The 13,211-nt window shown below is 49.0% G+C and carries 18 protein-coding genes; 6 read left to right on the top strand and 12 right to left on the bottom strand.

Annotation, left to right across the window (positions count from 1 at the left end; genetic code table 11):
• Nucleotides 1-295 precede the first annotated feature (295 nt).
• The gene (locus C2M35_RS15150) at nt 296-841 is read left to right on the top strand and encodes a gamma carbonic anhydrase family protein (RefSeq protein WP_105265695.1); all 546 of its coding nucleotides are present in this window, start codon (nt 296-298) and stop codon (nt 839-841) included.
• Here C2M35_RS15150 and C2M35_RS15145 read toward each other — a convergent pair.
• Together C2M35_RS15145 and aroE are read right to left on the bottom strand one after the other, a co-directional pair.
• Nucleotides 825-1,064: a DUF1488 family protein gene (locus C2M35_RS15145; protein ID WP_105188779.1), complete on the bottom strand. Its 240-nt coding sequence runs from the start codon at nt 1,062-1,064 to the stop codon at nt 825-827. The two genes, C2M35_RS15150 and C2M35_RS15145, sit on opposite strands and share 17 nt — an antisense overlap.
• Nucleotides 1,064-1,885 (bottom strand): shikimate dehydrogenase, encoded by an 822-nt coding sequence (gene aroE, locus C2M35_RS15140; protein ID WP_105265694.1) that lies wholly within the window; start codon nt 1,883-1,885, stop codon nt 1,064-1,066. The genes C2M35_RS15145 and aroE overlap by 1 nt, the downstream gene beginning before the upstream one ends.
• 26 nt (nt 1,886-1,911) lie before the next feature.
• On the opposite strand from aroE, the gene C2M35_RS15135 reads away from it, so the two are divergent.
• Nucleotides 1,912-2,373: a group II truncated hemoglobin gene (locus tag C2M35_RS15135; RefSeq protein ID WP_105265693.1), complete on the top strand. Its 462-nt coding sequence runs from the start codon at nt 1,912-1,914 to the stop codon at nt 2,371-2,373.
• Nucleotides 2,374-2,404: 31 nt separating this feature from the next.
• On the opposite strand, the gene hemF is transcribed toward C2M35_RS15135, so the two are convergent.
• The 6 genes from hemF to C2M35_RS15105 form a co-directional block, all read right to left on the bottom strand.
• Nucleotides 2,405-3,313: an oxygen-dependent coproporphyrinogen oxidase gene (gene hemF, locus C2M35_RS15130; protein ID WP_105201218.1), complete on the bottom strand. Its 909-nt coding sequence runs from the start codon at nt 3,311-3,313 to the stop codon at nt 2,405-2,407.
• A 2-nt stretch (nt 3,314-3,315) separates the two neighbouring features.
• A complete protein-coding gene (locus C2M35_RS15125; RefSeq protein ID WP_105265692.1) occupies nt 3,316-3,879 on the bottom strand; it encodes a Sua5/YciO/YrdC/YwlC family protein in 564 nt (187 codons plus the stop codon).
• The gene (locus C2M35_RS15120; protein ID WP_105265691.1) at nt 3,876-4,463 is read right to left on the bottom strand and encodes a DNA topoisomerase family protein; all 588 of its coding nucleotides are present in this window, start codon (nt 4,461-4,463) and stop codon (nt 3,876-3,878) included. Before C2M35_RS15120 ends, C2M35_RS15125 begins: the two co-directional genes overlap by 4 nt.
• 61 nt (nt 4,464-4,524) lie before the next feature.
• The gene (locus C2M35_RS15115) at nt 4,525-4,998 is read right to left on the bottom strand and encodes a DUF494 family protein (RefSeq protein ID WP_105201215.1); all 474 of its coding nucleotides are present in this window, start codon (nt 4,996-4,998) and stop codon (nt 4,525-4,527) included.
• A gap of 1 nt (nt 4,999) precedes the next feature.
• Nucleotides 5,000-6,121 carry a DNA-processing protein DprA gene (dprA, locus tag C2M35_RS15110; protein ID WP_234000076.1) on the bottom strand — a complete coding sequence of 374 codons (1,122 nt, stop codon included), beginning with the start codon at nt 6,119-6,121 and terminating at the stop codon, nt 5,000-5,002.
• 47 nt (nt 6,122-6,168) lie between these two features.
• Entirely contained in the window at nt 6,169-7,293 is a 1,125-nt protein-coding gene (locus tag C2M35_RS15105; RefSeq protein ID WP_105201214.1) for a LysM peptidoglycan-binding domain-containing protein, read from the bottom strand.
• Between the two features lie 130 nt (nt 7,294-7,423).
• Here C2M35_RS15105 and def point away from each other — a divergent pair, with 130 nt between their 5' ends.
• Genes def through trkA form a run of 4 tightly spaced genes read left to right on the top strand, consistent with a single transcriptional unit; the run spans nt 7,424 to nt 11,565 of the window.
• Nucleotides 7,424-7,933: a peptide deformylase gene (def, locus tag C2M35_RS15100; RefSeq protein ID WP_105201213.1), complete on the top strand. Its 510-nt coding sequence runs from the start codon at nt 7,424-7,426 to the stop codon at nt 7,931-7,933.
• A gap of 15 nt (nt 7,934-7,948) precedes the next feature.
• Nucleotides 7,949-8,905 (top strand): methionyl-tRNA formyltransferase, encoded by a 957-nt coding sequence (fmt, locus tag C2M35_RS15095; protein ID WP_105265690.1) that lies wholly within the window; start codon nt 7,949-7,951, stop codon nt 8,903-8,905.
• A complete protein-coding gene (gene rsmB, locus C2M35_RS15090; RefSeq protein WP_105265689.1) occupies nt 8,889-10,181 on the top strand; it encodes a 16S rRNA (cytosine(967)-C(5))-methyltransferase RsmB in 1,293 nt (430 codons plus the stop codon). The genes fmt and rsmB overlap by 17 nt, the downstream gene beginning before the upstream one ends.
• Nucleotides 10,182-10,188: 7 nt before the next feature.
• Nucleotides 10,189-11,565, top strand: a complete 1,377-nt coding sequence (gene trkA, locus C2M35_RS15085; protein WP_105201210.1) for a Trk system potassium transporter TrkA — start codon at nt 10,189-10,191, stop codon at nt 11,563-11,565.
• A 66-nt stretch (nt 11,566-11,631) separates the two neighbouring features.
• On the opposite strand, the gene C2M35_RS15080 is transcribed toward trkA, so the two are convergent.
• Genes C2M35_RS15080 through C2M35_RS15065 form a run of 4 tightly spaced genes read right to left on the bottom strand, consistent with a single transcriptional unit; the run spans nt 11,632 to nt 12,586 of the window.
• Complete coding sequence (locus C2M35_RS15080; protein WP_105201209.1) at nt 11,632-11,853, bottom strand: EF-hand domain-containing protein; 222 nt, start codon at nt 11,851-11,853, stop codon at nt 11,632-11,634.
• A 29-nt stretch (nt 11,854-11,882) separates the two neighbouring features.
• The gene (locus C2M35_RS15075; protein ID WP_105201208.1) at nt 11,883-12,101 is read right to left on the bottom strand and encodes a calmodulin; all 219 of its coding nucleotides are present in this window, start codon (nt 12,099-12,101) and stop codon (nt 11,883-11,885) included.
• Nucleotides 12,102-12,116: 15 nt separating this feature from the next.
• Nucleotides 12,117-12,338 (bottom strand): calmodulin, encoded by a 222-nt coding sequence (locus C2M35_RS15070; protein ID WP_442792765.1) that lies wholly within the window; start codon nt 12,336-12,338, stop codon nt 12,117-12,119.
• Between the two features lie 35 nt (nt 12,339-12,373).
• Nucleotides 12,374-12,586: a calmodulin gene (locus C2M35_RS15065; RefSeq protein ID WP_105215198.1), complete on the bottom strand. Its 213-nt coding sequence runs from the start codon at nt 12,584-12,586 to the stop codon at nt 12,374-12,376.
• Nucleotides 12,587-13,211 lie beyond the last annotated feature (625 nt).

The raw sequence follows: 13,211 nt of genomic DNA, 5'->3' as shown, positions 1-13,211 counted from the left end.
CCTCGCTATGCGTTGCTGCCTGCCGTCTCAGTGGGGTCGCATTATAGGGAGATTCGATTTCGACGCAAGCCCTTTTTTAAAGAAAATTGCTAAAAATGGATCGTTCGCCTAAAAAGCGCCCGATAGACATACTTTTTATACGTTTTTAAGCAAATAATCACCTCGAATAGCTTGGTAAACTAAAGAGGTGGCTCTTTTTCGTACGACTAATGTTTATTACGAACCTTTATTGCGAACCTAGACCCGCCTAGTTAGAGTTAGGGTATTAGTCATACATCAGTGATAGGAACCTGATATGAGCTTACAAAGTTATAAAGATAAATCTCCCCAGGTACACAAATCGGCATACATTCACGAGTCCGCCGTGATCGTGGGCGATGTTGAAATTGCAGAAGACGCCAGCATCTGGCCCTTGGTGGCCGCACGCGGAGACGTTAACTATATGCGTATTGGCAAACGTTCCAATATTCAGGATGGGACCGTGCTCCATCTGACTCGTGCCAGTGCCTCAAACCCGGAAGGTTATCCGCTCATTATTGGTGAGGATGTAACCGTGGGTCACAAAGCCATGTTACACGGATGCCGTCTTGGTAATCGTATCCTGGTCGGCATGGGCGCCATCATTATGGACAACGTGATAGTGGAAGATGATGTGATCATTGGTGGCGGTGCGCTTGTGCCTCCCAACAAAACCTTAGAGTCAGGTTATTTATATGTGGGTAGCCCAGTAAAGCAGGCGCGTCCGTTAAGCGATGAGGAGCGCGCCTTCTTAAAGGTGTCGGCGGATAACTATGTTCGCCTCAAGGATGAATACCTAAACGAGGTTAAGCCAGTGCTTTAATCTGTACTTCGCCTTCTTCACCGAAGGCTTCCTCTTCTATTTGTTGCTCAGCCAACTCTTCATAATCAAAGCGGTGTTCGGCAAAATGCGCCAGAGCATCGCTGCGCTCCTTCACCTTAAGCTCGATAATACAAGGTAAAAGTAGCCCATTAACCATGGCATAAAAGGTAATAACACCATTTTCATATTCGACTCTGTCAACAAATTGAATTGCTTGATTCATTATAATCGCCCCTCTTTTAGCGCTGCTATTATAGGCGCACAATCGGGCATTTGCCCACGCCAAAGTTGATATGCATGGGCAGCCTGCGCCACCAGCATACCCAAACCATCCGCCGTAACTATATTCGGATTGATCTTGGATGCCCAACACATAAAAGATGTGGCCAGCTCTGCATAAAACATATCGTAGGCAAACTGAGCCCCTTCGAGATAGCTGGCCTGTAAGCCAGGTAGCTCACCGGTGACGCTGGAAGATGTTGAATTTATGACAATATCCCAGCTTTGCGTGTTTTGACCTGTTAAGCCCCCATAACTGACGTTTTGGTATTGGCTAATACGTTCTACCAACTGCTTTGCTTTTTCCTCTGTGCGATTGACCACATGCAGTTGCTCAATCCCGGCTTCAAGCAAAGGCAAGGCGGCGCCCTTTGCCGCACCACCTGCGCCAATTAACAACACATGCTTGCCTGCCAGAGAGCCACTCAAGCGCTGCAGATCACTAACTAAACCAATGCCATCCGTGTTATCGCCTTTTAAGCCCCCGCCTTCTTCAAGAATTAAGGTATTTACGGCGCCAGCCAGGCGGGCTCGTTCACTCAGAGTATCAACTAGGGCAAAGGCCTGCTCTTTAAATGGCAGGGTGACATTAGCCCCACAGCCACCTTGGCTAAAAAACTCGCTGACGCAGTCAACAAAGCCGTCGAGCGGTGCTAAAATGCGCTGATATTCTATTTGTTCACCTAATTGCGCCGCAAAGGCATGGTGAATGAGGGGTGATTTTGAGTGCGCTATGGGGTTACCAAACACCGCGTATTTATCCATTATCCTTTCCTTATATCGAGCGCATCATGAAGCAGTTACTAAAACGCATCTTTAGCAAAGATGCAAAAAATTCTCAGCAAAGTACAGACGACATCCACCCTGATGTTGAGCGTACCCCATACGAACTAATGGGCGGCGAAAAAGGTGCTCGTGCCCTCGCCAATCGATTCTACGACATAATGGCCAGCGATGCGTACGCCAAGCCCTTATATGATATGCATCCGCAGCCATTGGATCGTATTCGCCAGGTATTCTTTGAGTTTTTATCTGGTTGGTTAGGTGGCCCGGATCTGTTTGTAGAAAAATATGGTCACCCACGCTTACGTCAGCGTCATATGCCCTTCCCGGTCACTGCCGAGCTTAGAGATCAGTGGATGTACTGTATGAATAAGGCGCTGGATATGGAAGTCGATAATCCGGTGCTACGTGAGGGTTTGCGACAGTCGCTCACCCAGCTGGCGACTCATATGATCAATAGCGACAATTAAAAAACGCGGCCGATGCCGCGTTTTTCTACTTTTATACCCAGTCTTTTGGTTTCAGGTAATGCTCATAGAGTTCTGACTCTGGCGAACCCGGCTCAGGGTTAAAGTCATACTCCCAACGCGCCAATGGCGGCATCGACATCAATATCGACTCGGTACGCCCACCAGTTTGCAAACCAAACAAGGTGCCTCTATCCCACACCAGGTTAAATTCAACGTAGCGACCACGGCGATACAATTGGAATTGACGCTCTGCCTCGCCATAAGGCGTGTCCTTGCGCTTTGCAATCAAAGGCAGGTAAGCATCTAGGTATCCGTTACCCACAGCCTGCATAAAGGCAAAGCTCTTCTCAAAGCCCCATTCGTTAAGATCATCGAAGAAGAGTCCACCCACGCCGCGCGTCTCATCCCGGTGTTTCAGGTAGAAGTATTCGTCACACCAGGTTTTATACTTGGGGTACACCTCATCACCAAAGGGGGCGCACAGGTCATGGGCAACCTGGTGCCAATGTTTTACATCTTCAAGCTGCGGATAAAAAGGAGTTAAATCAAAACCACCGCCAAACCACCAAATCGGTTCCTCACCCTCTTTCTCGGCAATAAAGAAACGCACATTGGCATGACTGGTGGGAATATGCGGGTTTTTTGGGTGAATCACTAGGGACACACCACAGGCATGGAAGCTTCGGCCGGCTAATTCCGGGCGATGTGCGGTCGCAGAGGCGGGCATGGAAGCACCAAATACATGAGAGTAGTTTACGCCACCTTGCTCGATAACATTGCCATCACGGATCACTCGGGTACGACCGCCGCCGCCCTCTTCGCGTTGCCATGCATCTTCAACGAACTTGGCGCCGCCATCGGCTTCTTCCAATCCGGCACAAATCTTATCCTGCAACGCCATTAAGTAGGTTTTAACCTGGGTCAGTAACTCTGAATGCATGCTTATCCTCGAATAATTTGTCCGTTCATGGCGTCTTTGATCACGCTAGGCTGGTCAGCGCCACCCAAGGGCTCATCGACATAAAAGCCAACTTGTTCGCCAAAGGTAGCCTGCCCTTGCGCGATTGACGCAACCGGTTCCTGACCGCTTAAGTTAGCGCTGGTAGACACGATTGGGCCACCAAATTCTTGGCACAAACGCTTAACTGTGGGGTGAGCACTGACGCGCACGGCGATAGAGTCAAACGCACCGGTGAGCCACTTGGGCGTTGTTGCTGCTGCCGGCATCACCCAGGTCACGGCACCGGGCCACTGCGAAAAAATATCCGCGCGCTTATCCATGGGAATTCGATGATCGGCCACATAAGGAAGTAATTGACCATAGTTGTCGGCGATTAAAATCAGGCCTTTTTCAACCGGGCGTTGTTTGATTGCCAGCAAGGCTTCAACGGCCGCTTGATTCATAGGGTCACAGCCCAAGCCGTATACCGCCTCGGTGGGGTAAAGAATTACTTCGCCCTGTTGCAAACTGCTCAGCGCCGTTTTCGGCTGTTCTGCATCACTCACTGTCCGCTCTCCGCATCATCGGGCTGTTTGTGCCCACAGTTCTTTTGCGGGCATTGTAGCATAGCTCCCTCGGCAAGGTGGCGTTTCATCATGACCGGCCACTGACACTGTTCACAGGTCACCGCAACAGGCGGGTAATTCAGGCTGTATTTGCACTTGGGGTAGGCATCACAGGAATAAAAAGCCTTACCATATTTGCTGCTGCGCTGGGTTAAATGACCTTTATTACACTTAGGGCAAGGTGGTAAAGCGCTGTCTTGTTCACTTTGCTCACGCTGATCGGCGATATAGTGACACTCGGGAAAGTTGGTGCAGCCGATAAACATGCCAAAACGGCCATTTTTAACTGCCAAGGGCGCGCTACATTGCGGACAGGGATTATCCTCAAGCACTTTTAGGGTGCTGGTATCATGTTGATGCAAGGGGCGAATAAAGTGGCATGTTGGATAACTGGCACAACCTAAAAAGGCACCGGATTTGGAATGACGCATTACCAGCTCGCTGCCACATTCTGGGCATACCTCGTACTCTTTTTCCAACGCGTGTTTATCGGCATTAAATAAAGAATGATCTATTTTCGTCATGCGCACCCAGCCCCTTGGTTAATGTGCGCCCAATATACTCAGACTCCGATGAAGATCAAGCTTAATGCAGGGTCGGATTGGGGTCGTCAAAGATTAAGTCTTCCATCTGCGCATAGGCATGCTCCTGACCTGGCACACTGAGAAGCACCATTAACACCACCCACTTAAGGTCATCCAGGGCTATTTGCGCATGATCTAAGGCCATGGCTCTGTCTATCACCATTTCACGCGTGGTGCCGTTGATCACACCGACCTGCTCTAAAAACAGTAAGAAGCCTTGGCATTGAATATCAAGCTTAATGCTTTCCTCACCTGTGTAGATACGACAGGCTGCGGCTGGGGTTCTATCCAGATACGGACTCTCATCGCTGTGCTGCAACTGTGCCAGTTGCTCAAGCCAATCCAAGGCCTTGTATATTTCAGGGCTGTTAAAACCGGCCTTGAGTAATTCATCGGTAAGCACGCTTTCTTCGACAAAGATTTCGCTTTCGTTATGAATATAGTTTTCAAACAAATACATTAGGATATCAAACATGTCACTCGCCCCCTACTCTGGTATAGCCGCCCGAAGTGCTAATAATGCTGCCTTCGAGTTCTAAGTCTATTAATAGCGTTAATAATTGCGCGATTGGAATTTGCGAGCTCAAAGCTATAGCGTCTATGCTGGTTGGCTCAAAACCAATATGGCGAAGTAAAGTGTTCTCATCCTCTTTTTCTACTCCCTCATTATTTATATATAGACCCTTTTGTTGATAACAACCTAATTCGGCTAACACATCTTCGGCATTTTCCACTAGCGCCGCCCCATGCTTGATCAAAGCATGGCAGCCACGGGAATATGGGTTATTCACCGCCCCGGGCATAGCCATCACCTCACGGTTATAATCCATCGCCAGTTCGGCGGTGATCAGGGAGCCGCTTTTTTGCTCCGCTTCAACGACTAAGGTACCTAGACTTAACCCGGCGATAACCCGGTTGCGACGGGGGAAGTGCTGCGCCCGCGGTTGTGTTCCGGGCAAAAACTCACTAACCAATAGGCCATGTTGGGCAATTTGCTCCCGCAACGCCTTGTTACGACGCGGGTAACATAAATCAACTCCCGTACCCAGCACAGCCAAGGTCGCTCCACCATTATGCAATGCCCCCAGATGGGCGCTGGCATCTATCCCCATGGCCATGCCAGAGGTTACGGCCAGTCCTGAATCACTGAGCTGAGCGGCAAACTCAAAGGCATGGTGCTTCCCACCTATACTCGCCCCTCGGCTGCCGACAATCGCCACCTGAGGCTGGGCCAATAAGCCACTATTGCCTATACAGAATAAAAGTAAGGGTGGGTCGGGCAATTCCTTTAACAACGGCGGATACAAGGTGTTAGCCAGACTGATCACAGCTATGCCCTGATGGCGATACTCGCTCAGCTCTTGTTGCAAGGGTTCAAGTTTAGTTGTAGCCAAATAAGCAGCAATATCGCGGCGCAAGCCAGCTTCAATAAGCACCTCTGCATCGGCGACTAAATCAAGTATGGGAATATGTTGTAGCAAGGTATAAGCGCTACGCAAACCAAGACCCGGCGTGCGCATCAACGCCAGTAGGCTGGCATCGGCTAGAAATAAATCGGCCTCTGAAGAGGCCGATAGATTAGATTCACTCTGTGTCATGCTCCCTCCTTGAGCACGACCCAAAAGCTTGTTACGGAAAGCGTTGGTTAGTCAACGCTTATAAGATCTCCGACACGTATGGGTCGTAATGTTTTGGTAATGATGGCATAGCTTACACGGTCTTGAACTTTAAGAACCATAAGCTCACCCACCTTTTCCTTGGGCATATGCCAGGTCTTGTTATCCGCATCCTCTTCCAAGCCCATGCCTTCTTCCATATTCGACATAAACTTATCGTAGGTACTGGAGTCTTCTTTATATTGAGGACCATCGCGACCATCGATTACTGTGGGTGACTGACGGCGGATATCAAACATGTGACCCGCTTTAACTTCGTCTACTAAACCACGGTTTAGCACCACAATATCCATCTGGCTAAATTCACGAAGCTGATTAGATGAAGCGATGATTTCACCATCAATGTCAGTCTCGGGACGGCGCATCTGGAAAGATGCAGGCAAACTTTGACCCTGGTTAACCGGCATTAAGAAATCACCGGCATTAATTTCGCGCTTAACGCCATCAACGAAGATGGACGCAGGCACACCAGAGTTTACATCGCCGCTGCGGAACGCCTTGGCGGTGGCCACAAGTTTCACCTCATAACCCAACAGCTCATCGGTCTGAGGGTCAATATAAGGGCGGTTCTTGTGATAGATGGCATAACTACTGTTACGCTCCAGGTCGCCTTTAACGTAAAGAATATGACCCTGAGTAGAGCGTTTCACATTCTCGTTGGCACCCAGCACATAAGGTTGAGCATTAATCTGCTCTTCACTTAGCGCTTGTTCGTAAGTCAAAAACGGGCGCAGCAGCTCCAACGACAAAGTTGGTAGTGCGTCTCGCTTCAATGTCTTGCGACCATGTGGCGATAGTTTCTGATAGTTGTCCGGGCGTTTAACCACTAAGCGCGGTCGCCCTTGGGCGTCGTACACTAAATACAGTGTATCGCCAGGGTAAATAAGGTGAGGGTTATCAATTTGTGGGTTCATTTGCCAAAGCTCTGGCCACAGCCAAGGCTTATCCAAATAAATAGCAGAGATATCCCATAGTGTATCTCCCTTCTTCACCACATATTGTTCCGGTGCGTCGTTTTTGACTGCTAAAACATCTGCTAATGATGGAAAAGCAACCGCAAGAGCAAATACGGCAGCTGATAGCTGTTTAATCATTGTAATGAGCTTCCTAAAGCTTGTTTTATTATATTTATTACCCAATAACCTGTTAAAGGTGCACACGAATGGCTAAAATAAAAACATAACACAATACCTGATATTTAGCACAATTTTTAATAAGGCAATTATGGCACTTTTAGAAGTACTTAGGTTCCCAGATGAACGTTTACGCACGATTGCAGCACCTGTCGAACAAGTGGATGACAGCATTCGTAGCATTACAGAAGACATGTTAGCCACCATGTATGACGAAAATGGTATCGGTCTAGCTGCAACGCAAGTCGATATTCACCAACGCATTGTGGTTATTGATGTTTCTGAAGAACGTGATGAGCCTCTGATCCTTATCAACCCTGAGATCACGCACAAAAACGGTTCTACCGTTAGCGAAGAAGGATGCCTGTCAGTTCCCCATTCGTATGCCAAGGTTGATCGCGCCGAAACCGTCACCGTTAAAGCCCTGAATGCCCAAGGCGAAGAGTTTACTTTGGATGCCGATGGCTTATTGGCCATCTGTATTCAACACGAATTAGATCACCTAATTGGTAAGTTATTTATTGATTACTTGTCGCCGCTAAAACGTCAGCGTATTCGTAAAAAGCTTGAAAAAGAAGCCCGTCTGGCCGCTAAAGCTTAATTACAAGGAATCACAGTGACACAAGCCCTTCGCATCGTATTTGCCGGTACACCGGACTTTGCTGCACGCCATTTGCAGGCATTAATCGACTCAGATCATGAGGTGGTTGGCGTATACAGCCAGCCGGATCGCCCCGCCGGACGTGGTAAAAAACTCAAAGCCAGTGAGGTAAAGACCCTGGCTCTAGAGCACGACCTCCCGGTGTTTCAGCCAGCCAGCCTGAAAAGTGAAGAAGCGCAGCAGCAACTCGCCGCATTAAATGCCGATATCATGGTGGTAGTCGCCTACGGCTTGCTGCTGCCTAAAAGCATTTTAGAGACGCCAAAACTTGGTTGTATCAATGTCCATGGCTCGATTCTGCCGCGTTGGCGCGGTGCCGCACCGATACAAAGAGCGATTTGGGCCGGCGACACAGAAACCGGTGTAACCATAATGCAGATGGACGAAGGCCTGGATACCGGTGACATGCTCAGCATTAGCCGCTGTGCCATAGATGCCAAGGAAACCTCGGCCTCACTCTACGCTAAATTGGCGGAGCTTGGCCCCTCGGCACTGATAGAAACATTGGCCAACATAGAAAGCATCACTCCGCAGCAGCAAGATGAGCAACTCGCCAACTATGCGCACAAGCTCTCCAAACAAGAAGCCCTGCTGGATTGGCAACTGGAAGCGGTGCAGTTAGAGCGCAATATTCGCGCCTTTAACCCCTGGCCGGTCAGTTATACGGAAATGGCCGGTAATACGGTGAAGGTATGGCAAGCCGAGGTGGTTGCCGAACAAGGCACGCCGGGCACCATTTTACGCGCCGATAAAAGTGGCATAGTGATCGCCTGTGCGACCGACGCTCTAAAAATAACTCAGCTACAGCCTCAAGGTAAGAAACCTATGTCGAGCCAGGATTTCCTAAACGGCCGTGCCGATTGGGTCACAGTTGGCAGTTCATTAGCCACTGCGGATAATCAAGGTGAGTAATGTTCGCGCCCAGGCGGCGCACACCCTTTACCAGGTAGTCGACAAAGGTATTTCTCTGTCTGTGGCCCTGCCCAGATACAGCCGCGATCTAAGCCCGCAAGACAAGGCGCTGATGCAACAAATGTGCTTCGGCGTTTTACGTTATTTGCCAAGCCTGGAGTTTTATTGTCAGCAATTGCTTGAAAAGCCATTGAAAGGCAAAAGCCGGGTTTATCAATTTCTGCTCTACGTTGGCTTATATCAATTGCAATATATGCGCGTGCCCGAGCATGCCGCCGTGGCCGAAACGGTCAATGCCCTAAAGTCCATGCGTGCGGTAGGCCTCAAAGGCCTGGTTAACGCCGTGCTACGCACCTTTCAACGCCAACAACAAGGCCTGGAAGAGCAAGCAGAACAAATTGATGCCTGCAAATACAATCACCCGGGCTGGTTGATTAAAAAGCTACAGCGTGATTACCCAGAGCAATGGCAGGATATTATCGAGGAAAATCAGCAACAGGCGCCCATGTGGCTGCGAGCGAACAATCGCATTAATAGCCGCGATGCCTATGCCGATAAACTGTTTGATCAAAACATTGGCTTTAGCATAGATGAAGCCTTCCAGGATGCTATCCGCCTCGATAAGGCCATGGATGTATTTGCCCTGCCCGAGTTCGAGCGCGGCGCCTGTTCGGTACAGGATGCAGCAGCCCAGCAGGCAGCAAGGCTTCTGGACCCACAGGACGGTGAACTTATTCTCGATGCCTGTGCGGCGCCCGGTGGCAAAACCTGTCATATTCTCGAGCTTGCCGATGCCCGTGTCGTCGCTCTTGATGCCGATGCCCAGCGTCTTGAACGCGTTAATGAAAACCTGGAGCGAATCGGGTTAAACGCCGAATTGATCTGCGCTCAGGCGGAGCAAACCGAGCAATGGTATCAGGGCGAGCAGTTCGACCGTATTCTCCTCGATGTGCCCTGTTCGGCCACCGGGGTGATCCGCCGCCATCCGGATATCAAGTGGCTGCGTCGCGGCAGCGATATCGATGAATTGGCACAACTGCAAGCAAGCATACTTGAAGCCATCTGGCCGCTTTTGAAATCCGGCGGTACTCTGGTTTATGCCACCTGTTCGGTATTAAGCGAGGAAAACCAATCGCAAATACGGGCATTTTTGGCCAAACATAGTGACGCCAGGCATATAGCGTTGCATGATAAGGATACCGAGCAGCAGCCGGGTTGGCAGTTGTTGCCGGGTGAAACCGATGGTTTTTACTACGCAAAAATAATAAAGCAGTGACATAGTCATGAAAATTATCATCTTAGGTGCAGGCCAGGTTGGCGGCACATTGGCGGAAAACTTAGTGGGTGAGCAAAACGAGATCACCGTGGTCGATATCGACGGTGACCGCTTGCGAGAGCTGCAAGACAAATATGACTTGCAAGGCGTAAATGGCCACAGCGCTCACCCCGATGTGCTGCGCAAGGCCGGCGCCGAAGATGCGGATATGATCATCGCCGTGACGAGCTCCGACGAAGTGAACATGGTGGCCTGTCAGGTTGCCTACAGTATCTTTAACACCCCGACTAAAATTGCGCGGATCCGCTCGGAGCAATACTTACGTTATCGCCAGCAGTTATTCCACAATGATGACCTGCCCGTTGATCACTACATAGCTCCCGAGGCTCTGGTCACCAAGTATATTCGCCGCTTAATCGACTACCCTGGCGCCCTGCAGGTGTTGCAGTTTGCCGACGGTAAACTGTCCTTGGTGGCGGTTAAGGCCTACTACGGCGGCATGCTGGTTGGTTATGCGCTCTCAGCGTTAAAGGAACATATTCCCAACGTGGAAACCCGGGTTGCCGCCATTTACCGTCAGGGTAAGGCCATCAAGCCGCTGGGAACTACGGTTATCGAAGCCGATGATGAAGTCTTCTTTATCGCTGCAACCAAGCATATTCGCGCGGTAATGAGCGAGCTGCAAAAGCTGGAACGCTCATATAAAAAGATCATGATTGCCGGCGGCGGTAATATAGGCGCAGGCCTGGCTCGCTCACTGGAGAAAAACCACAGCGTCAAACTGCTGGAGCGCAACCCTATGCGGGCCGAGCAGCTCTCGGAAATGCTTGATGATACTGTGGTTTTCTGTGGTGACGCCTCGGATCAGGAGCTGTTGTCAGAAGAGCATATCGAGCAGGTAGATGTCTTTATCGCCGTGACCAACGATGATGAAGCGAATATCATGTCGGCCATGCTGGCCAAGCGCATGGGTGCGCAAAAAACCATGGTGCTAATTCAGCGCGGTGCCTATGTGGATCTGGTTCAAGGTGGTGAGATAGATATTGCCATTTCGCCGCAACAGGCGACCATTTCGGCCCTGTTAACCCATGTTCGCCGTGGTGATATAGTGAACGTTTACTCACTGCGTAAGGGCGCTGCTGAAGCCATTGAGGCTGTGGCCCATGGCGATGAAAACACCTCAAAGGTGGTGGGTCGTGCCATTAGTGAAATCAAACTCCCTTCGGGCACTACCATTGGCGCCATAGTGCGTAATGATGATGTACTTATCGCCCATGACGATACCGTGATTCAAAGCGGCGACCATGTGATCATGTTCTTGATCGACAAAAAGCATATTCATGTAGTTGAGAAGCTCTTCCAGGTCAGCGCCATGTTCTTATAGGCAAAAAAAAGCAGCTTTAGTTGGAAACTAAATGCTGCTTTTTGCTTCTCTAATGGATTTAGGTGTTTACTCAATATTGGCAAACTCTTCTGGCGATAGCTCGCCGTTACCATCAATATCAAGCTCATCGAACTTAGCCATTACTTCGGCATCGGCACTCGCTTCTTCCTTACTGATGCTGCCGTTACCGTCCACATCAAGAGATTCAAACGTCGCGCCCGAACCTGCAAATGCAGTCGAAGAAGATGCCAAAATAGCCATTGCTAGTAGTGTATTGGTCGTTTTCATAACTTGCTCCAAATATTCAAAAAGTAAACTTACTGAGCTGTTGCGAATTCTTGCTCGCTCAGCTGGCCGTCTTTGTTGCTGTCCAAGTCCTTAAACTCTTGCATTAGTTCAGGATATTGAGCCGCTTCTTCCATGCTGATAGCGCCATCGCTATCTACGTCCACAGTGTTAAATTCCAAGTCCATCGCGAATGCAGACGATGCACTGACTAAGCCGATTAAGGCGATTGCTTTAGAGGTCTTATTCATTGTTAACTCCCTGTGTTATTTCGCTTTAGCGAACTCTTCTTGAGACAGCTCGCCATCTACGTTTGTGTCTAAGTCTTTGAACTGGCTGATTAGCTCTGGGTGCTTTGATGCTTCTTCCATGCTAATGGCACCATTGCCGTCACTGTCTACCGTGGCAAAGTCAGCTGCTAAGGCAAAGGCCGCAGAAGAACCGACAAGGGCGCATAAGGCTAAAATGTGCTTTGATTTTTTCATCATTATCTCCTACTGATCACTGTAATAACTGCTGAAAATTACTCTGCTTTGTCAAACTCGGCTTGCGAAAGCTCACCGTTACCGTCGCTATCTAATTGTGCAAATTGCTCGGCTAGCGCAGCGTCAGCGGCAGCTTCTTGCACAGAGATAGCACCGTTGCCATCAACATCAAGAGTTGAGAAATCGGCAGCAAATGCTGCGCTTGATGCGGCTAAAGTGATAAGAGCGATAGTTGCTGTCATTGTTTTCATATTACTGTCCTTCCTACTTGTTTTGGTGTGAACCTAACGAACCTAATATTCGCCATCACATTTTCGACTCGCTAGGACTAATACAAGTCCGATGCCAGTTTTAAAAAAAACATATAATTCAATATGTTGAAACATTGATTGCTAAGAAATCAGGAATTCCCCCGTTTTTTCTGTTGCCATTTCGCGACAAGATCAAAGCTTTAAAAATAAAATATATATTTTTCAGTTAGTTAGTAATTTTTGATGGAGATTTCATTCAGAAACCACACAAATGGTAGACACGCTTTTCTGATTTTTATCTGAATAGAGGAGCCAAGAGGCAGATTTGGGCATGAGTGAAAAATTAATTTAATATTTATAAATCAAAATGTTATATGTTTACTTTCGCTTTTTGAAAATTAATTTCATAGCCAGAACACGGCCATAGATAAATTGTTGCCTTTTAGCAACATGCAGGGCTTTGTTCAGGTTGAAGCGGGTGAATTAATAAGAGTGACCTGCCCATTGCTCGAAGCTGAGCTCTGGTGGTAATAAGTCGTCCTGAAGCTGGGTCCCGGCTCGGGCATCCACGCCCTCGCGTTCGGCACTCCAAGAGTGACGTTATATGCAATAGGTGAGTTCGGTG

It is taken from the genome of Pseudoalteromonas sp. T1lg76, assembly GCF_002964725.1.
In the GTDB taxonomy this organism is placed as follows: Bacteria; Pseudomonadota; Gammaproteobacteria; order Enterobacterales; family Alteromonadaceae; genus Pseudoalteromonas.
This window is presented reverse-complemented; position numbering and strand designations above follow the sequence as displayed.